The organism is Enterococcus sp. JNUCC 77 (assembly GCF_054819945.1).
The window spans coordinates 111,267-132,290 of record NZ_JBTHIG010000003.1 but is presented as its reverse complement, the minus strand read 5'-3'; the positions used below and the strand labels follow the sequence as shown (position 1 = coordinate 132,290).

Here is a 21,024-nt window from a genome sequence, read left to right as displayed (position 1 = left end):
TGGCGTCTCTCGACATTTTTGGGCAGTAGCCTATGTTTGCATAGGAGCCTCACCTAACAAATCATATTTTATTTTCTTGGAAATAGTAACAAAATGAATTAGCTCTGTCAACAAATAGTTTTAGACTTGTAAAAAAAATTTTGAATAATAATTAGTCAATATGAGCCAGTATACTAAAAGTTGATACAGGAATAGAAAACTACCTAAAATTTAGTCGAAGTGAGTATTCCAATGAAATATGCAGCATCATTTAAACAGCATTGTGTCAACTTAGTGGTTAAATAAGGCCGAACAAAAGCAAGTGTTACTAAAGAATTTAACTTGAGTCGAGGGATCATCAAAAAATGGATAGATGTTTACGAAATTAATCGTATAGACAAACAATTAGATTTAGAACAACGACAGCGAGAACTTGAGAAAGAAAATAAACTGCTCAAAAAGGAAAATGATTTTCTAAAAAAAGCGACCGACTTCTTTGCCAAGAACCAAAACCTGTAAGATTTACGTTTATTCACCTGAACCATCAAGAATTCAGTATTAAGTGGTTGTGCCAGCGCTTAAATGTATCCCTTCAGGAATACTATAGCGTCATCAAACATCAGCCAATGACCCGACGACAAAAATAAAAAAGACTGAGGACATTGATTATCGATACCTTTTTTAAACATAATCAGAAAATGGGTGCTCAAAAGCTTCATGACCATTTAACCAATCAAGGCGGCACTCTTTCGCTAAGTTTTGTTAAATCTGTTCTGCTGAATTGTAATATTAATTGCAACAAAGAACCCATCAAAAATTTCTAGTAAAATTAGTTTAGGATAACAAACTACTAGGAGTGATTTTGATGGGTTCACACAAAAAGCTTACATGAGACGACCGAAAATGTATAGAGACAATGATTTGTGAAGGAAAGAATATTCAGGACATAGCAGATCGTATTGGTTTTCACCGAACAACGATTGACCATGAGTTGAAACGAGTTCCTGAAAATCTGATTTATAATGCGGACAACGCACAATTAGATGCAGAGCCGAAGCACCATTCTTGTGGTGCGAAGTCCAAATGGACTTCTGAAGTAGCGTATCAGATTGAATGTTATCTTGAAGATAGCTGGTTTCCTGAACAAATCGCACATGCTCGAGGGACGGTTTCATTCAAAACAATTTATCTTTGGTTATGTAATGATTTTATAAATGTATCTAAACAATGTATGAGGCAACAAAGGCAGAAGATAAGAGAAACAAGCGGAAACTCGTGGTAAAATGATTGTCAGACACACCATTGACAAGCGACCTGCTCCGTGGCTAGTCAAGATGAGTTTGGGCATTGAGAACTGGATACAGTTGTTTCTAGTCACGGAAAAAGTAAGGCCTGTGAAGCGACATTTATCGAAGGAAAAACACGGTTTTATTGGCTGTTTCAATACTAGACCGTTCAGCAGAATCGATGAAGCGGGCGATTAAAACCTTTGTGGCCGCCCTTGATAAAAAAAGCCTTTTTGAATTTTACTGTCGATCACGGAAAAAAATTTTCGTGCTGGGAAAAAATATAACTTGATTTGAACATTACTATGTATTTTTGTGACCCCTATTCACCTTGGAAACGGGGATCTAACGAAAACGGAAATGGGTTGTTTAGAGAGTTCTTCCCGAAAGGGACTGACTTTTCAAAGATTTCTCATCAGGAAAAGTAGCCGCTCTGAAAAAAATTAATCACCGTCCTAAAAAAACATTAGACTGGAAAAATTGCTGGGAGGTTTTTCAGGAAAAAATGTTGCAATCAATTTGACAATTCATCATTTTATTCAAATTGTATACTCCTTCTTATTAAATTAATCAATTAAATGGCTCCCATTTCAAAACTGCCACGAAGAAAATGTTACCTATGGCTATACCCATAGGTGACACTTCATCCTATATTCAATTAAAAACTACTGGATACCATACCAACCAATACCTTCATCTCGCCATCCAATTTTAATCAAACTGTTTTGTTCTGATAAGCTAGAGGTGTAGTTGTGTGTCCCTGTCCTAGCATTTGGATTATAAGACCTATAAAGTGGTACTGAACTATTGATATCAGAATACCAACCTGTTCCTTCGTCCTTCCAACCCGCTTTGATAAGAGACTCTCTTTCAGAAGTTGAAGTTGTATAATGGTGATCCCCAGAGTTGACATTGTAAACTCTATACACATTAATGCCCGAGGTAGGCGCTTGCCAGCCGATACCTTCATAAGACCATCCACTATTTTCTAAATTGTTTCTTTCTATTACTGAATTCGTATAGAAATGTTCTCCAGAATTAGGGTTATACAAGCGATACATACTTTTTACTTTAGAATTTTCACTTGAGTTATAAGGAACAAGCGTTTCATATTTACCTACATCCGTTAAATATGAAGATGTTACAACTACATTATTACTACTAGTTAAAGTAAATTTTCGAGTCTCATTTATACGGACATATTCATTTGGAACATTACCATATCCAAAATCCATATAGGGTGATAAAGATAGATAAACAGAGAAATCACTCCCACCATTCCTTGAGACAGCTGTACCCGCAGGATATTTATATCCTGTAGAGTCCTTTAGATCAATTGTTGTAATTCCTATATCTACTTGCTTAGTAACATTTGCTGCATATGTCTTCTCAATGTTGACAAATAAATTCAGAAATAATATCAACATAGAAATTAAAGTAATTTTTTTAATCTTTATCATACAAATACCTCCCCAAATTTCAATTAAAATGACGTAAACCTACAGAATAATAATTTCATTAAGTCTTACCTGCACGTATCCCAAAAGTAACACTAAAAAAATGCTAGATAATATTATTTTATTTCCAAATTATATTACTTTCATCAATGACAGTCTGATAACTACCACGGTCTTCTGTATGTGTAATTGCAGGATGAACTACATCTTCGTAAATATCACGAGTAGAATAACCATTATCTTTTCCTTCTGCATCAAGTTGATCAATGTAATCTTGTACTGCTTCATATTCTGTTTGACCCTCAGGCGTATCTGCTTTGTGTGTCATTTTGAATTGTGTCCCATCACCAAACGTATATGCCCATTCATTTGTTGTGTATTCTGGTTGGTCAACAACTGTTACAATTTTAGGCACCCAAACTTTTTTTGTTCCATATTCCCAATCTCCTTGTTTTAAAGAGTACCAACCGACACCTTCATTTTTCCAGCCTTTACTAAAATAAGGCGTCACATGGTACCGTACATGATTTTTCGTCTGTCTCAGATAGTCTGCTACTTGATTCTCATATTGTACCATGGTTTCTTGGTTCATTTGTTCTGCCCATGTAAAAAGGTTCTTCCAGTTGTCATTTTCTCCAGCCAGCTGATAGCCAACTAAATGTGATCGATTATACAAATATTTATCACTCGATAATTTTCCTTTGTTTCCACCCAATAGGATAAACTGCCGAAATATCTCCTCTTTTTTCTGTAGGCATTAAATCATATCCTAACAAGGCATTTGCAACACCAACACGATTCAAATTGTCGAAGTTTGAAAAAGTCTGCCATGATCCATTAGCCAGGGACAAATCTTCCTGATTGAAATTCGGTTGATTATTGCAATGTTACTATCTTCAACGTATGTAACTTCGGTATCATCTGGCAAATTAGGGATAGTAAGTGTAGAAGTACCATTTTGATTCATCGCTGAATTGCTGATCTCAGAGTTTATAGTTGTATTTGTCTGGTCTTTAAATGTCTCTTCAGTATCTAAGTAATTACTTCCCCCATGCAAACAATCCTACAGCTAATGGGATCAATACACCTAATAGACCCTTACTGTTCTATCTTTTCCCGCAATACAGTGAAATAATATAGGCTATTTTGGTTCCTATAATAAAAATACGAGCAAGACAGGCGATATAATCTATAAAATGAGCCCTTTTTGAATGTGACGTAACAATGATTTCTGAGAGGAAGTTTTTTTGTTAGAAAACAAATAAAATTCTCATTTATTTTTCATTTTTAAAAAGACAAATGAAGAAATCTCACGTATAATCAAAATTCATAGAAGGAGGAATTAAATATGGAAAATAAAAATAAAGCACAGCCATGGTATAGTCTAGCATTTATTTGGGGTGGTTCTATGGTATGTGTCCCAAGTTTACTAATCGGCAGTACATTAGTTTCAGGTATGAGTTTGGGGAAAGCTTTATTAGTTGGATTAGTCGGTTATGCAATTACGGTGATTATTATGGTTCTTCAAGGTTCCCAAAGTGTGGATTTGCATAAACCAACTGTTCAAATTGCAAAACAAGTTTTTGGTGAGGTAGGTTCTCAACGAATCATATCAATTGTACTAGCCATTGCTTGTTTAGGATGGTTCGGAATTCAAACTAATGTTGCAGGATCTGCTTTTGCTAATCTCTTGGCTCTCTATGGAATTCATATTTCTATCCCAGTTTCTTCAATTATTTGGGGAGTTATCATGCTGGTTACTGCAATTTACGGTATTCGACTGATTCGTTTAATTAATTACATTGCGGTTCCTTACTTGGTATTAGTTTGTTTATATGGCTTGTTTGAAGCCCTGTCTTCAGGACAAGGGACACAACTTTTACAAACATATCAGCCCAGTACTAACCTTTCTTTTTTTGAGGGATTAGCAATTACTATCGGATCTTTTGCTTTAGGCGCTGTGATTGCTGGAGATTATTCACAATACTCAGAAAAGCGATCTGATGTTGTTAAAGCTGCTGGTGTAGGAATTATTCCAGCCGGTGTTCTGATGATTGCAGTAGGAGCCATTTTAGCGATTGTCAATAGAACATCTGATATTAGCAGTGTTTTTATGAATATTGGTTCACCTCTGATAGGTGGAATCGCTTTAATTTTAGCTACTTGGAAAACAAATGTGATTAATGCTTTTTCGGGTGGTTTAGCAATTATAAATGTTTTTGGCATATCAAAGGAGAAAGAAAAAATTGCGGTTGCAGTTGCTGGGGGTATTGGAACATTGCTAGCAGTTGTAGGGATTTTGAATTATTTCGTTCCGATTATGTCTATTCTTTCAGCCATGATTCCTGCTGTTGCAGGAGTAATGATTGCTTCTTATTGGGTTATTCAAAAAGGGGATCCAGAAAAATGGGCACCAGTTTCAGGAATCAACTGGTTAGGAATAAATTCATGGTTAATTGGAGCAATAATCGCAGTTATCCCTGTGTTATTAGGTTTTTTCCCTTCTTTGCCGCAATTTCCTAATCAGCCGCTGATAGGAATTGTATTATCTTTCATCTGCTACTTAGCAGGATATAAATTTTTTGTAAAAAAATCAAATAATCATCATGTGAATACAAGAGAAATGGAGGAGTAAATATGCGTTATTTAAATGAAAAAGCAGTTGAGAATATTGCTGTAGGAGCAGCTTTTTTAGGGACAGGTGGGGGTGGCGACCCTTACATTGGTAAAATGATGGCTTTATCTGCAATCAAGCAACATGGTTCCGTCCAATTAATTTCTTCAGAGGAAGTTACTGATGATGATTTTTTTATCCCTTCAGCAATGATGGGGGCACCATCAGTACTAATTGAAAAATTTCCTAAAGGAGATGAATTTCTCCGGGTATTTCAAAAGTTAAGCAGTTATTTAAACATTGAAAAAATTTCTGGAACATTCCCGATGGAAGCGGGAGGTGTTAACTCTATGATACCTATTGTCGTGGCAGCGTCACTAGGTATTCCAATTGTAGACTGTGATGGAATGGGTCGGGCATTTCCCGAATTACAAATGACGACCTTCAATTTGGGAGGTGTATCATCGACACCGATGGCCATTACTGATGAGAAAGGAAATATCGGTATCTCAGAAACGATAAATAATAAGTGGACCGAAAGACTTGCAAGGGTTCAGACAGTTGAAATGGGTGCTAGTTCATTAATTAGTATCTATCCGTCAAATGGACGTCAACTAAAAGACCATGGCATTCACGGGATTGTAACTTTGTCGGAAAAAATTGGTGAAGTGATTTGTAGCAATGAATCAGAAGAGACGATTAAACTTAAAAATTTATTAGATCTAATTAATGGAGTTGAACTGTTTCAAGGGAAAATAATGGATGTCATTCGAAATGTTAAGAACGGGTTTAACCTTGGCGAAGCAATGTTAGAGGGGCTACATGAAAATACCGGGTCATCAATGAAAATTAGTTTCCAAAATGAAAATTTAATTGCTGAAAAAAATGGTGAGGTAGTAGCTATGACGCCAGATTTGATTTGCATGGTTGATTTGGAGACTCTGATGCCTGTAACAACTGAAACACTGAAATATGGAAAAAGGATTCGAGTAATAGCTTTACCGTGTCATGAAAAGTGGCAAAGTGCAAAAGGAATTGAACTTGTTGGTCCACGTTACTTTGGGTATGATTTAGACTACATACCATTAAAAGAATTAGTTGCAAGAGGAGGGAGTCAGTATGTATAAAATTGGAATTGATGTTGGAGGAACGAATACTGACGCAGTAATAATTAATGAAAAATTGGAACTCGTACATGGAGTGAAAGTTCCTACTAGTAGTGACATTCAATCAGGGATTGAAAATGCCTTGCAAAAAGTAATGAGTGAATCCGAAATTACGCCAAGAAAAATAAGCCATGCAATGCTTGGAACAACTCAATGTACAAATGCAATTGTAGAACGAAAAAAGCTATCCAAAGTAGGTGTCATTCGTTTAGGATATCCAGCTACCGCATCAGTAAAACCGTACACAGCCTGGCCTGAAGATATGGTAGATACTCTAGGTGGAAAATATGAATTGTTGCATGGTGGATACGAATATGATGGACAGATTCTTTCAGAGATAGATGAGAACGAAGTTAAAAAAGTTTTGGACAGTTGGAAAGGTAAAATTGAATCCTTAGCTATTGTGGGTGTCTTCTCTTCCTTAAAGGATGATCAAGAATTATTAGTAGAGAAATGGGCCAAAGAAATTTTAGGTGATGAAATACCAGTTTCCTGTTCATCACAAATTGGATCTGTGGGTTTTTTAGAAAGAGAGAATGCAACTATTTTGAACGCTGCTTTAGATAAAGTCATGAAATTAACGAGCCAAGGGTTTAAAAAAGCTTTGGAAAAGGAAGGCATTCGAAATGCAAAGGTATTTCTTTGTCAGAATGACGGGACGCTTATGTCGCTTGAATATGCAAACCGTTTTCCTATTCTAACGATTGCATGTGGACCGACTAATAGCATTCGAGGAGCTTCTTATTTAGCTAAAATCAATAATGCCATTGTTTTAGACGTTGGTGGGACAACCTCTGATTTTGGGGTACTAGCTGCAGGATTTCCTAGAGAATCTTCTTTAGCAGTTGATGTTGGTGGAATTAGAACAAATTTTCGGATGCCGGATATTGCGTCTATCGGGCTTGGTGGAGGAAGTATCGTGAGACAAGTTGGCGATCAAGTTACTATCGGACCAGATAGTGTAGGATATCGAATAACCGAGGAAGCCCTTGTGTTTGGAGGAAATCAATTAACGGCGACGGATATTGCTGTAAGATTAGGTATTTCTGATATTGGGGACGCGTCTCTTGTCGCGAATATTCCCAAGGAATTTGCGGAAAAAGCATATGAAGAGATTAGAACAATGGCAGAAGAAGCTATTGATAAAATGAAAACAACCTCTGGAGATGTTGATGTGATTCTAGTTGGTGGAGGATCAATTATTATTCCTCAAGAATTAAACGGGGTCGCGAACGTTTATCATAACCCACATGGTGGAGTAGCAAATGCAATTGGTGCTTCCATCGCTCAAATAAGCGGACAATACGAGCAAATATATATTTACTCAAAGCTTCCACGTCAAGATAGTATGAGTGATGCAAAAGAAAAAGCGACTTATCAAGCAAAATTAGCCGGAGCAATAGAAAATACAATTGAGCTGGTTGAAGTAGAAGAGACACCCTTAGCCTACCATCCGGAAAACGCAACACGCTTACGTGTCAAAGTAGTAGGGAAAATGGAATAGCTTTTATTAATTCTTTTAATAGATTATAAAGAAATTTATTTTTTGGACAATATGATTTTAAGTACTACAAGTAGCCCTAGTAACAATCACTGACAGGGATTTTCTTGTCAGATACAGAATCCATAAATCTTGATTTCTAAATAGTTTTAACCTTTTATATCTTTGTACAATGAAGAATTTTGAAATTCAACAAAGCAATATTGTAACAAAAATTTCTAGTGTTTTTTGCAAATATAGATAATAACAAAATATGTAATAAGGGGCAGAAAACTGAGAGTTTCTGACCCTTCTTTTTTTAAATTGATATATTCGAACGGCGTCAAAAACTTGTGTTCAGAAAGAAAGTAAAAATTTTGTCGGTTCATGGGTATTCTATAGTAAGTACTAGTGACCAAGATTATAAAAACAGATTGCAAAACTAGAAAAAGCTTGGACGATAAAAGTCTTTATCGAAAAATATATTGGAACGAAAAAAGAAGATAGAAAAATAGTTAAAAAGATAATTTCTGTTGTGCAGAGTGGTACCCAGTTATTAGTCACTAATATAGATTTTCTTACAAGAAATATTGTTGCTTTGAATTAGATTATTTCTTCTTTCAATCAATCTATTGTCACCGTCATATTTTTAGAAAATTCATTGATATAAAAGACAAGTTGAGAAGAAAACAAATATTTCATTGCCTAAGCTAAAAAGGATTAAAAAACAGACGTAAACTGAATCTCTTAAAAAGAATTTATTGTAAAATATATATATTTCACTATATAATTCGAAAAAACTTATGTAGAGGTAAAATATATAGACTTAGAAGTCGGTGAACATTATGAAGGAAAGGATTCTCACAATGTTTGAGTTTCTGTAACCCTCATCAAAATTTTAGAGAAGACCTTTGTTGTCAGTTCCGGTACAGAAAATTTTCTTGTTAAAAAGACAAACACTAAAACAAGGAGCATTTTTAAATTACCTCAAGTTTTTATCATTAAAGTTCATGTACTAAAACCTGAGCCATTTATTCATTAATAGGTTCGAATCCGATAAATTACAATGATGGTGGATAATAATTTACAATTGTCTAGTTTTAAAATAAACTAACCTATATATAAACTAGTAATTTTAAAAATTTTGATTTAGAAATGAGGTCTATCATGAAAGACAAGATTTTAGTTTTAGTTGAAAGTTCAGGCAATCCCAAAGGTGCTTTAAAAAAAGCAATTAAATTAGCTAATAAAGACAAAAGTGAATTGCATGTCTTAATATATAACACAACTTTAAAAGAAACTATGGCATTAGAAGAAACTGAAGAAGATTCTTACTACTCAGGGGCTTTCGTAGCTCAAAATGGAAAACTAATCGAAGAAATTGCAAATGAAAATAATGAAGAAACAAAAGAATTCCTATCACAAATAAAATTAGATGAACAAGATGATTTGATAATTTCATATGTATTCAATGGTTTAAAGAAAACAATTATCAACTATGCACAAGAAAAAGCAATTGATTTAATTATTTTAGGACAAGACGAAGAAATTTATGGGCATTTAGCTTTAGGTTCTTTAATAAAGCACATAATTAAAAATTCACAGAGTGACTTATTAATCATAAATTAAGGTATTAAATCTATTTTTTACTAATAAACAATAAAAATAAAGGAGGATCGTGATATATGCCTACAAATTATAAAGAAATATTGGTTCCAGTCGATGGATCAAAAAACTCCCAAGATGCTTTAGAAGAAGGAATTAAGATTGCAGAGATGAACTCTGCTAATTTAACGGTTTTATTCGTGCGAGATAAAACAAGCACTTCTGAAAATCCATATGAAGCGGAATTAGCTTATGAAGACCTTGGCGAAGAAGAAAAAATAATTATGAATACTTCAAATGAATTGATTAAAAATCATGATAATACTTCTTCAAAAATTTTGGTAGGTTATACTAAACCAGCTATAATTAAATATGCAAAAGAAATAAATAGTGACCTTATCATCATGGGAGCAACAGGAAAACATTCTTTTGAAAAATTATTGTTAGGTTCAGTAACCTCTTATGTCCTTAATCATTCAAACTGTAATGTTTTGGTGGTAAAATAGTTACGTATTGTATAAAATAACTAATTCGGATAAACATTTAAGACACACGAACTGTAAACCAAAAAAATTTAACCATCCAACATTAATGAAGGCTATCTCGGGATCCTTAAGATAAAATCATAACTTGTAGTTCTCGTTTAAAACGAGAACTATTTTTTTAATCTAATTTTGTAGACTTTTTTCTAATTACTGTGATTACTCTCCCCATACCCACAGGTGACACTTTTTTTTCCAAGAATCTTATTCTAAAGCCTTTTTTTAAGCCTAGTTATGTTACTTTTGGGTGTATACTAAATGGTTTTTTATTTCTACCATTTTTGATCCATGAGTTGAGGATAAAAATTTGGGAAAAAAAAATATTTTAATAGCAACATGGAGGCTATAAATGACTTTAATAAAAAATAGTCATGGCCAACCTATTATATAACTTGCGATTGTGGCAAGATCATTAGTAAAAATTCAACCAATGATATTTGGTCTTGTAAAAAATGTAGTCGTATTTTTAGATTAAGTTGTGGCGAACCCTATTTAGCACAAGATCAGATTGAAAAAAGTTCAGAAAATACCATCTGTCCTAAATGTGGAAAGCCATTGATCGAGCGACAAGGTCGCTATGGTACCTTCTACGGTTGTTCAGGATTTCCCCAATGTAAATACACAGAGAAAATTGATAAGTGAGGAATATTTATGTTTGTAGTCTATTTACGTGTTTCTAGTGCCGATCAAAATTTGGAAAGACAAAAACAGCTTATTTCTGATTGGAAACTGGAAAAAGAAATTGATAGTCAAGATTTAATTTTTTTTGAGGAAAAAATGTGCAAGAAAGATCGCAGCTTTTACATGCTTTAGATTATTTGCGAGAACGTGACACATTAGTTGTCACAAGCCTTGACCGTCTAGGACGAAACAGCAAAGACATTAAAGTCTTTTTGCAGCGAGTTAGAAGTAAAGGTGCTAATGTTGAAATTTTAGATCTCCCCTCTTTCTCCGGTGTAACTGACGATAGCTTGCGTAACCTATTGTCTAATCTCGTAATAGAAGTATTTAGTTATGTTGCTGAAAGTGAGCGAGTAAAGATTTTAGAACGACAGGAACAAGAGAATGCAATTACCAAAGAAAAAGGTATCTATAAGGGACGTCCTTTAAAATATCATGCAGGAGTTACAGGACAGAATAAACTTGTTTACGATAAAGTGATTGAGATGTTAAGTAGTGGTTTTCCAATTCTCACTATCGCTAGAGAGTTGAATCTACCAAGAAAGACTATTTACGCAATTAAAGAAAGAACTTAATAGTTATTAGGTGATGTTTATGAATAAATTACTAAAAAAGGAACAACGGATGCGATTGCTAGCAACTATGAATTTGAATAACAATTGGTCGAATAGCACAGAGGAGCTGCAAAGGGTACAAAAATTAGCTGAACCTTTATTTACCAGTCGTCCCCCTCTACCTGAAGAAAAATTAGACTGGCAGTATTTTAAAAGAAGTGATTTTCTTTTCTTACTATCATTAGGATATGGTATACGAGAGATTACAAAAATTTATAAAGTTAGTTCTAGAACCTTATATATATGGCAGTATGATCAAGGATTTGGCGGAAGAAGAAAAGAAGAAATCTTAGATAAGTATTCAGATGAAGTTGTTAAAGCTAGGCAACAAAACAAACTATCCGATTATGGCATATTTTATTAAGTTTAGGTGGTGATGATATGCAAGCAACAGATAAAAAAGCAATACGCAAAAAAATGTTAATACTAATGAATCAAGATGATAATTGGATTGAAAATGAAGCACTGGCAGAAGAAATACAAGAATTAGCCCTGCAATTGACTGTACCTCCCCCACCTTTGCCAGAACTTCCTAAGAATCATAGAGAAAGAGAGACCTTGAGAAGGTCTGATTTTTTATTTTTGGTTTACCATGGTTATAATTCTACTGATATTGCTATTTACTACAGCACCCCTATCACGGCGTTTTCTCGTTGGCGAAAAGCACAAGGATTATACGGATTAACTCGAGAACAAATCATGAAGCAGTTTTCAGAAGAAATTGATCTAATCAAGAAAAAGAGACAGTTAGCAGATTACGACATATATTTGTAGAAAATTGAATAGTTATAAAGAAATGCTATTGATTCAATTATTTTTATGATTAATTTTTTTTGTTCGTTCTAAATAAGTAGACTAACAAACTTATCTCCGGCGAGACTTTATTGAAGGAATATTTTATCTTCTCCTTAAAGCGAACATACCGAAAGTATTGATTTTAGTATAAAAATATATTCTCTAAAATCTATCTGTCCATTTGAAGTGCCTTTTGCTATAATTGTATAAAATTTATCTTTGAAAGGTGACAAATAAATGAAAGATTCACATGAAATACTCTATAAAACATCTGAAAATAACGACTCTTTAGGATTTATCATTTCAGGAATAATTTTACTTATATTTGCTGGTTTCCTCAAAATAGTCGAATCAGAAACTATTGCAATAGTCTTGATGCTTGGGCTTGCTTTAGTATTTTTTTTAATTGGATTATGGATGCGATTTAAAACTACCAAAAAGAAAATAATTTTATATAAAAGCTCACTACAGTATGGTGAAGATGTTATTCCCCTTTGCGATATTGAAAAAATATCTTTTCAAAAGATAAAAATAGGTAGAACTCCTTTTTATAATACTTATCCTTTTATTGAACTAAAAAACGGTGAATCATTTCGTTTGAATAAACACTTTAATTTTATTTTTAATCGTGAATGGAAAAGACAAATAGACAAATTCTTTATAGATTAAAAAAATTAAAAAGTTCCCCATAAAAAGAAATATTTGGTATCATAAGAATGAATAAAAAGGAAATATTTAAGAGAAACGTTACAAACTCAATTAAATTGAGTTTGTAGCGTTTTTTAATTAGTCTAATCATTCACAAAAAATGTTCAGTATAATCGCAACAAAGGAGTGACTTTTATGATTGATTACTATACAGAACTGCTATCCAATTATCTCCTAATCGATATAAAATCTTTTTACGCTTTCGTAGGGTGTATGGGGCATGGGTTTAATCCTTTAACCACTAATTTAGTCGTTCTGTCTACTTCTGACAATGTAGGTGCTAATGGACGGATTTTAGCTTTTTCCCCAGTAACTAAAGCAACCCTGGGAATATCAAATGTATCTCGCTACAATAATCTCCCCTACCCTTTGCCCAAAAAACTAATTTTAGCACCACCTAGAATGAATTTATGTATCAAGCGAAATCTTTAAATCAATAATATTTTTCGGGATTATGTTGCTGATACACATTTAATAAGTATTCAGGGCCAATGATAGTTTGCTAAAAATCATTCACGTCAAGACAAATGCGCTGTTTTAATCTGCACTATCGATATCAGTGAATAAGGATGGAGTGAAAAAAAAAGAATACTAGCATGGTAGTATTCTTTTTTGCTTTAATGTTATAATTCAACATATATAACATTAAATATTTCAAAGAAAATGAAAAGAGGGTCTGTAATGTTCAATAAAAGAATGAATATTTTTAGTTTATGTATTATTTTGATTTCTTTTTTTATCACAAGTGTGGCCGCTGTCGCCCAGAATACCGACAGTTCAACAACATCGACAATTAGTTCGTCTGTCGGTGCAATATCAGAATCTAATGACAAAATAGCTCAATCTGATAGTATTGAATCGAATAGTTCGTCCTCACTAGAAGCAACAAAAACTATAGAATCGGAAGTTTCTACTAGTACAGCTACTACACAAACAAAAAAACAATCTCGAGCACCAAATTTAAAAGCTTCTAAAGATTGGGGCGATCAGTTCATAACTCATACTGAATTGCAAGATGGAAATGGTATTCCCCAAACTAGTTTTGGAATATATGACAATATGCAAGCTTATTGGGAATTCAAAATCCCTGCAGGAACGGATATTAAAGTGGGAAATACCATGACTGTGAGTATCCCTGATGTTTTGACTTTACAGACTGATATTTCTTTTAATATTAAGGATCCAGCAGGAAATATAATAGGCAGCGCAACAGCTAATCATACTACTGGGGAAATCACTATTACTTTTACCGATTATGCTGAACAATCCGCTTCCAACGGTATTACAGGGAACTTTAATATATGGGTTCAATGGAATCATTCATTGGTTGAACAAAACACTACCGTCCCTGTTAACTGGGGAAGTTCTGGGACTACGAACATTCAAGTTGGTTCGGGAATCAGTAAGCCCGATGACAACGAAAAATTATACAAATGGGGAAATGTAGACCCAGTCGATCCAACTTTGATTCATTGGTCAGTACGTGTAAATTTTGCTGAAAAAACCATTCAGAATGCTATTTTTAAAGATACAATAGGAGTTAATCAGCAATTGGTATCAGGATCAGTTGCAGCCTACCATGTAGCTTCATGGAATGGAGATTGGACTCCCGTCCCTGGAGAAATCGTTCCTGCAAGTGCTATTTCAGAAATAGATGGCACTCATTTCACAATTAATTTTGGGGAATTGAAAGACTGCGTTTATATTAATTATGATACACGAGCAACTGATGACGGTAATTCTTCCAAATATCAAAACTCTGGAACATTGTCAGGAGACAATATTGAGACACAAACTATCGATGTCTACACCCCTGACAATGGTGGTGGTGGTAATGGAGATACTACAGTAGCTGTCTCCGGTCAAAAAATATGGAATGATAACAACGATCAAGATGGTAAACGTCCTAAGTCAATTGTAGTAAACTTATTGGCTAACGGACAACTTGTAGATTTTAAAACCGTGACCGCAGCAGAAAATTGGTCATATAATTTTATGGATATACCAAAGTATAAAAATGGCAAAGAAATTGTTTATACAATTACTGAAAATACAGTTACTGACTACACGACAGAAATTAAAGGAACCAATATTATTAACACTTATAACCCTGGAAAACTAAGTGGTACGGTTACAAAACATTGGGAGGACAACGATGATCAAGATAATATCCGACCGGTAGATATTAAGGTACAATTGTATGCAAATGACACGGAACAAGGAAAACCAATCACATTAAACCAAAAAAATAATTGGACTTATACGTGGGATAGTTTAAACAGAACTGATTCAAAAGGAACTACTGTACAATATTCAATCAAAGAATTAGCTATTGTTACGGGGTATACAGCAACCATCAATGGCGAAAATACTGGGAACCTAATAATCACTAATAAGCATACTCCAAAAAAATCAAACTATTCAGGTAATAACAATATCTCTAATACATCTGGAACTAGTTATTCAGGTAAAAATCTTCCTAAAACAGGTGAAAATAGTTCATTATCAGTCACTTTTTCAATATTAGGAAAATGTATTTTACTTTTGATAATCATTTTATTTCCCTGTAATTTCAAGAAAAGAAGAGTAGATAAAAGTAATTAATTTCAATAATAAATACTAATACTGTAAAACCAAATATACTGTATGTGTTCTCACAAATTCAGCTAACGGATAGAATTATTTCTAAATTCTTGTATATTAAAAATATAATTCTTTTGATTCGACAACCAAAGTTGATAGATGCTAAAGCATAATCCCGTACATTTTAAATGAATCTAATAATGTAACGGAAATACAATAGTTCAGAAAAAATGCTATAAACTCGATTAAATCGCTGGTTATGGCATTTTTTATTTGCTCTGAACATTTGAAAAAAACGAACGTAAATTCTATGTAATTTCAACAAATGTATACTTTTTTATCGATTAAACAGATTGATTTGCTAATTACTGATAAACAAACGGATAAAAAACTAATTGAAGAAATGTATTCAATTAGATTGAAGAAGGTTGAACAGGTATTATATTAAGGATTGTATACGTGATGTTAAAATCGCGGATAATCAAGTACGTGAACCTAATTTAAATTCGCCAGATGATCAAAACAAAGCACGTAGCGATAGACAAAAAAACGTCACAGTTAGCCCCCAGCACGTTTAAATAAAGTGTATTAACTAAGTTGGATCTAACCAAATAGACACCCTTTAGCAAGCTCCGTATTGAAGTCCGATTACAGTCGGGCTTTTTTCTCTTCATTTACACCATTCTTAATTACTGCCATATTAAAGATAGATTTTTCAACCATATTAAAAATTAGTATTTAGCATGTTTTTTAACTACCGCTATTTGTATTTATAGGAGGTTCTTTTTGTTTAAAAAGACTGTGATATAGTACTTTGACGGAAGATATATTACACACTACCTTATTTCACTAATTATATACTACCTTTAATCTTATTTATGGTAGTTCCTTATTTCTTATATATTAAAAATCGATATATAAGCACTTTGAGAAAACATGTATTATGCACTACCTTATTTCGTTAATTATATACTACCTTTAATCTTATTTATGGTAGTTCTTTATTTCTTATATATTAAAAACCGATATATAATTACTTTGAGGAAAGATATATTATGCACTACCTTATTTCGTTAATTAAATACTACCTTTATTTTTATTTATGGTAGTTCTTTATTTCTTATATATTAAAAATCGATATATAAGCACTTTGAAGAAAGATATATTATGCACTACCTTATTTCGTTAATTAGATACTACCTTTATTTTTATTTATGGTAGTTCTTTATTTTATATATTAAAAACCGATATATAAGCACTTTGAAGAAAGATATATTATGCACTACCTTATTTCGTTAATTATACACTACCTTTAATCTTGTTTGTGGTAGTTCTTTATTTCTTATATATTAAAACCGATATATAAGTACTTTGAGGAGAGATATATTATGCACTACCTTATTTCGTTAATTAGATACTACCTTTATTTTTATTTATGGTAGTTCTTTATTTTATATATTAAAAACCGATATATAAGTACTTTGAGGAAGGATATATTATACACTACCTTATTTCGCTAATTAAATACTACCTTTATTTTTAATTAAAGTAGTTCGTAACATTTTGTTATAAATCCCATATTTGGGGTAATAGCTATCAAAGTATATTATGGTAGTTCATAAAATATTTATTGAATGAATTAAAGTAGTATGTTATTCTTTCATTGTAATAGTACATAATCAAGTTATAGGAGGTTAATTATGGTTGCAATGACAAATAAAAAAGAGGCTGAAAAATATGTAGTTGGTAATTTTAAAGGTGGGGTAGGTAAGTCTACCACAGTACAAATGCTCAGCTTTGAATCAGCGCATGATCGCGGTCTTAAGACATTAGTAGTTGATTTAGATATGCAGGGAAACACATCCGATGTTTTGAATCTAACAAGAATGAACTACAGCTTCGAAGAAGGTGGTGGTGACGGAACCATGTTAGACTATGAAAAAACTATCAATGACGTACTGATGTACGGTTTACCCGTGGAAGAAGCTATCTACCCTGTTATTAACAATTTAGATGTCTTACCCGCAAATATAGCATTTGAAATGTTTGATGATTGGGTAAAGAAAGAGTACTCAGAATCTACCGATCAATTCAATTATATAAAAGATCGTCTATCTCCACTTTTTTCCAAATATGACCGTATATACTTTGATGTTCCTCCTTCTATCTCTATTTACACAAAAGCTGCAATGTATATGGCTGACTGGGTAATCGTTATTTTGCAAACACAGGTAAAATCTATGCGTAATGGCATGCAATATATGGAATACATGGAATATTTCGTAGAGGAATTCAATACCAATTTGAAAGTTGTCGGCGTCATTCCTTTCATGTTGGAATCGTCAGATGCAGTTGACAAAGAAATGTATAAGCAAGCACAAGAAATTTATCAACAACACTTGCTAAATACTGTTGTGCTAAAAAATGCTCGCTTAAAAAGATATGATGGGTCAGGGATCACCCTAGAAAAAACAAAAACTGGAAAAATTGAATATTGGGATCGCAGAACACATCAAATTTTTAAAGATATTTACGATGAATTAGAAGTTCATAAAACTTGGTATGAATAGAAGGGAGATAATGTAAATTGGCTGATATCAAAAACATGAATATATTTAACAATACAACAAATGGTATGGATGTAATTAAGAAGGCCCGAGACAAAAAAATAAATAGTTCTCAGTCCTCAACTAATAAAGAAACAAACACTGATTCACACCAAGCTATTAAGACAATAAAAAAAACACCAAAAAAAGTTAAAAGGTCCGTAGGCGCACCTATAAAGAATTTTGATCGAACTCATGCTTCTAAACAACCAATTAAACTTTCAACTATTTTAAACTCAACTTCTCGATCTATGGTTGAAAAATATGAAACAAAACTAAATAAAGATGAGTTATTACGAAAAGCTTTAGATTCATATATTAAACAAAACCTGACTAAAGAAGACAAAATTGATTTACTGAGAGATGTTACTCGAGACTTAAATATATATCGAGAAAAAAATCCAACGATTGAAATGATCGATGATGATGGCAATATAATAAAAACCGCTGAAGAAATTGAAGCAGAAACCGAAAATGATCTACGAATACGATGGGGTATTGAATCAAGATAATTGCGACTACCTTAATTAATTAAGGTAGTTTTTTTTTTGAAAAAAACTAAATTAAATACTACCCTAATTTTAAATAAAAGTAGTACATAATTCGTTTAAAAATCATATAATAGTAGTACGTAATTCAATTAAAGGTAGTAGGTAATTAGAACTAATTAGTTATTATGGTAGTGCATAATAACTAATTAAGGTAGTTTTTAATTCGTTATCGAATAGTTCTTTATTCATTTGAAAACTTTATTATGGTAGTAGTTTATAGCCAGTGTCTCGTCATAACAAAGTCATTAAGTTTGATAACTATGATAATACTGTTATATAAATGGTTTTAAATTTATTAAGAGAGACTTTTTTGAAAAATAATTAAGGTAGTTCCCAATTTGAAATAAAGATATATTATGGTAGTTCATAATGAGAAATAAAGGTAGTTCGTAATGCTTAAAGAAAGCATATTACAAACTACCTTTATTCTTTTTATGGTAGTTTATAATTTAAGTAACTCCTTATTTATGGTAGTTCACAATTGATATTAAAGGTAGTACGTAATCTCGTTTTATGGTAGTTCATAATTATTTTTTCTTTTTTTTATACTTGTATTATTTGAGATACTTGTGTATTTTCATTATGAGATCATAACCAGAGTATCAACTAATCAAAGATTCATAATATCATTTTGCCAAAAGGGGGGGATTGAATTGTCTGATAAATCTAATACGATGAAAATTTTGGATCAAAAAAAAATTCAACAACAGAAAATAATAAAAAACAACGGTTATAAGGCCACAGAGTCATATATCGAAAAGTATTATAAATTTCCTAGTTTCTTAATTCAAAACGAGAAATATTCAAAAATGAGTGATAGTGCGAAAATTACTTATATGCTTTTTAAAAATGAATTCCGACGATCAATACACGAAAATTGGGTTGATTCTGATGGAATTCTTTATTTCGAATTCACTCAAGCAGACCTTATGAGTAAACTTAATTGTTATCAAGGCAAAGTTAAATCAATCATAGAGCAGCTAGAAAAATTTGATTTGATATTAATTGATAAGGGAGAATTCAATCCCAAGAAAAAGAAAAATGAAAAAAATAAATATTATTTACTAAAACCTGAAGTTACGGCAGATGATATTTTTATTCAATCTCAATTTGAAAAATCAGTAGAATTAGAAAGGCACCTTGATTCTGTCAAAAACATTGAAGAATCAACTTTATTCCGAGATGCGAAAACCGCACACCGAAATGTAGGAGCTGAAACCCTTGATAATACCGGGAATGCGAAAATCGCACGTCGAAATAAAACAGCTGAAACCCTTGATAATACCGGGAATGCGAAAATCGCACAAGAGTATTATATTAATAAAAATCTAGACACTAATAGACACTTAATAGACACTGAGAAAGACAAATTACAAAATCAAATTTTTCTAGATAATTTTGTGGCTTCCTGCCATATGTCACAAGTACCAACGTTTATTCCTGACAAAGTTTTACAACTCATTGCAACTTTCTCGCCAAACGTTGAAATTGCAAGTCAGACAGTAAAGACGATTCATAATGCCAAATACAAAGCACAAGAACAAACTGGAACAACAATTGTTTTTGAGGAATTAGAACAACAAGGGATTAATGCAGAAGAAGGATTATATCAAACTTTGCTGAAGGCTTATCAGAAAAATAAAACAGAAAAAGTCAAGGATATCCAAAACCTCATTTTTGTTTATGTACGTAATTGGTTTATTGAAAAACCAATAGCTCTTATTCAACAAGATCAAAACCAAGAATCCTTGCCAGACGTAAGTATGGACAGCTGGCTGCAGATTAAAAAATAATTAAAAATCATGTGGTGAATAACGTTTTTTCTAATGTTTTTTGTTTTTTATTATTGTTGTATAAGTATTAGTATTATGATAAAATAATGATAGAAAGTGATTGTTAGATTGTTGTTAATTTGTTTGTTGGTGAGAATAGTCTGTTTTACACAAAAAAAAAGAGAAAAACGATATTTTAAATCGGTTTCCTCGGTGAAAATTAAATTTATTGTTTGCAAAAAAAATTTTGTGTGGTATTCTTGTGGCAAGTAAACGACTGAAATACGAAAACTAAAATAGTTTTTGTATTGCAAATATAATCGCTTGTGGTGGACGTAACTTGTTTATCACAAATAGCAGAGCCCTTACTACCTCTACCAAACAAGGACGGGAATCCCTGAATGGATCATAGAAGTAGCAAGTGCCGATACGACGATATCGGGTTACGCTCCGCTTTGTTACAGATTGCTCTGCAACAGTCTAAATAATATCATATTTACAGGCTTTAGAATACTTTTTTTAGATATTTCTTTAGGGGTTCTTGTAAGAAATCAGAAAGTTTCAAAGGCAAAATTTATGATTTTT

19 protein-coding genes, 3 pseudogenes and 1 riboswitch are annotated in these 21,024 nt (G+C 32.6%); of the genes and pseudogenes, 18 read left to right on the top strand and 4 right to left on the bottom strand.

All coding sequences use genetic code 11. From position 1 onward, the window contains the following. A riboswitch (M-box (ykoK) riboswitch) is annotated at window positions 1-68 on the bottom strand. This riboswitch is flagged as partial in the annotation. A gap of 815 nt (window positions 69-883) precedes the next feature. After that, window positions 884-1,261: pseudogene (locus tag ACVWNY_RS18545) on the top strand (helix-turn-helix domain-containing protein); the annotation flags it as partial. Window positions 1,262-1,930: 669 nt separating this feature from the next. Here ACVWNY_RS18545 and ACVWNY_RS18540 read toward each other — a convergent pair. The 4 genes and pseudogenes from ACVWNY_RS18540 to ACVWNY_RS18525 all read right to left on the bottom strand — a co-directional run. Further along, window positions 1,931-2,725, bottom strand: a complete 795-nt coding sequence (locus tag ACVWNY_RS18540; RefSeq protein ID WP_454072423.1) for a hypothetical protein — start codon at window positions 2,723-2,725, stop codon at window positions 1,931-1,933. 118 nt (window positions 2,726-2,843) lie between these two features. Further along, window positions 2,844-3,600: pseudogene (locus tag ACVWNY_RS18535) on the bottom strand (DNA/RNA non-specific endonuclease); the annotation flags it as partial. Further along, complete coding sequence (locus ACVWNY_RS18530) at window positions 3,522-3,779, bottom strand: hypothetical protein (protein WP_454072422.1); 258 nt, start codon at window positions 3,777-3,779, stop codon at window positions 3,522-3,524. The gene ACVWNY_RS18530 and the pseudogene ACVWNY_RS18535, both read right to left, overlap by 79 nt. 30 nt (window positions 3,780-3,809) lie before the next feature. Continuing rightward, window positions 3,810-3,863 (bottom strand): annotated as a pseudogene (locus tag ACVWNY_RS18525) (tyrosine-protein phosphatase); the annotation flags it as partial. Between the two features lie 207 nt (window positions 3,864-4,070). Here ACVWNY_RS18525 and ACVWNY_RS18520 point away from each other — a divergent pair. The 17 genes from ACVWNY_RS18520 to ACVWNY_RS18440 all read left to right on the top strand — a co-directional run bounded on the left by ACVWNY_RS18520 (window position 4,071) and on the right by ACVWNY_RS18440 (window position 20,460). Further along, window positions 4,071-5,357 (top strand): cytosine permease, encoded by a 1,287-nt coding sequence (locus ACVWNY_RS18520; RefSeq protein WP_454072421.1) that lies wholly within the window; start codon window positions 4,071-4,073, stop codon window positions 5,355-5,357. A 2-nt stretch (window positions 5,358-5,359) separates the two neighbouring features. Continuing rightward, window positions 5,360-6,463, top strand: a complete 1,104-nt coding sequence (locus tag ACVWNY_RS18515) for an S-methyl thiohydantoin desulfurase family protein (RefSeq protein ID WP_454072420.1) — start codon at window positions 5,360-5,362, stop codon at window positions 6,461-6,463. Continuing rightward, a complete protein-coding gene (locus ACVWNY_RS18510) occupies window positions 6,456-8,006 on the top strand; it encodes a hydantoinase/oxoprolinase N-terminal domain-containing protein (protein ID WP_454072477.1) in 1,551 nt (516 codons plus the stop codon). Before ACVWNY_RS18515 ends, ACVWNY_RS18510 begins: the two co-directional genes overlap by 8 nt. A gap of 409 nt (window positions 8,007-8,415) precedes the next feature. Continuing rightward, the gene (locus ACVWNY_RS18505; RefSeq protein WP_454072476.1) at window positions 8,416-8,589 is read left to right on the top strand and encodes a recombinase family protein; all 174 of its coding nucleotides are present in this window, start codon (window positions 8,416-8,418) and stop codon (window positions 8,587-8,589) included. Window positions 8,590-9,149: 560 nt separating this feature from the next. Further along, entirely contained in the window at window positions 9,150-9,611 is a 462-nt protein-coding gene (locus ACVWNY_RS18500) for a universal stress protein (RefSeq protein ID WP_454072419.1), read from the top strand. 56 nt (window positions 9,612-9,667) lie between these two features. Continuing rightward, on the top strand, window positions 9,668-10,093 hold the full coding sequence (locus tag ACVWNY_RS18495) for a universal stress protein (RefSeq protein WP_438719029.1): 426 nt from the start codon (window positions 9,668-9,670) through the stop codon (window positions 10,091-10,093). 423 nt (window positions 10,094-10,516) lie between these two features. Continuing rightward, window positions 10,517-10,771 (top strand): topoisomerase DNA-binding C4 zinc finger domain-containing protein, encoded by a 255-nt coding sequence (locus ACVWNY_RS18490; protein WP_454072475.1) that lies wholly within the window; start codon window positions 10,517-10,519, stop codon window positions 10,769-10,771. A gap of 9 nt (window positions 10,772-10,780) precedes the next feature. After that, on the top strand, window positions 10,781-10,942 hold the full coding sequence (locus ACVWNY_RS19310) for a recombinase family protein (RefSeq protein WP_490338469.1): 162 nt from the start codon (window positions 10,781-10,783) through the stop codon (window positions 10,940-10,942). Beyond that, complete coding sequence (locus tag ACVWNY_RS19305) at window positions 10,909-11,385, top strand: recombinase family protein (protein ID WP_490338468.1); 477 nt, start codon at window positions 10,909-10,911, stop codon at window positions 11,383-11,385. Before ACVWNY_RS19310 ends, ACVWNY_RS19305 begins: the two co-directional genes overlap by 34 nt. A gap of 19 nt (window positions 11,386-11,404) precedes the next feature. Continuing rightward, a complete protein-coding gene (locus ACVWNY_RS18475; RefSeq protein ID WP_454072418.1) occupies window positions 11,405-11,788 on the top strand; it encodes a hypothetical protein in 384 nt (127 codons plus the stop codon). Window positions 11,789-11,805: 17 nt separating this feature from the next. Then, on the top strand, window positions 11,806-12,198 hold the full coding sequence (locus tag ACVWNY_RS18470) for a hypothetical protein (protein ID WP_454072417.1): 393 nt from the start codon (window positions 11,806-11,808) through the stop codon (window positions 12,196-12,198). Between the two features lie 258 nt (window positions 12,199-12,456). Then, window positions 12,457-12,888 carry a hypothetical protein gene (locus tag ACVWNY_RS18465; RefSeq protein WP_454072416.1) on the top strand — a complete coding sequence of 144 codons (432 nt, stop codon included), beginning with the start codon at window positions 12,457-12,459 and terminating at the stop codon, window positions 12,886-12,888. A gap of 174 nt (window positions 12,889-13,062) precedes the next feature. Continuing rightward, window positions 13,063-13,359, top strand: a complete 297-nt coding sequence (locus ACVWNY_RS18460) for a DNA polymerase Y subunit UmuC family protein (RefSeq protein WP_454072415.1) — start codon at window positions 13,063-13,065, stop codon at window positions 13,357-13,359. A gap of 249 nt (window positions 13,360-13,608) precedes the next feature. Continuing rightward, window positions 13,609-15,531 (top strand): Cna B-type domain-containing protein, encoded by a 1,923-nt coding sequence (locus tag ACVWNY_RS18455; protein WP_454072414.1) that lies wholly within the window; start codon window positions 13,609-13,611, stop codon window positions 15,529-15,531. A gap of 1,688 nt (window positions 15,532-17,219) precedes the next feature. Next, window positions 17,220-18,080: a ParA family protein gene (locus ACVWNY_RS18450; RefSeq protein WP_454072473.1), complete on the top strand. Its 861-nt coding sequence runs from the start codon at window positions 17,220-17,222 to the stop codon at window positions 18,078-18,080. Between the two features lie 17 nt (window positions 18,081-18,097). After that, window positions 18,098-18,628, top strand: coding sequence for a hypothetical protein (locus ACVWNY_RS18445; protein WP_454072413.1), 531 nt, complete (start codon window positions 18,098-18,100; stop codon window positions 18,626-18,628). 692 nt (window positions 18,629-19,320) lie between these two features. Then, a complete protein-coding gene (locus tag ACVWNY_RS18440; protein ID WP_454072412.1) occupies window positions 19,321-20,460 on the top strand; it encodes a replication initiator protein A in 1,140 nt (379 codons plus the stop codon). The last annotated feature ends 564 nt before the right edge of the window (window positions 20,461-21,024 follow it).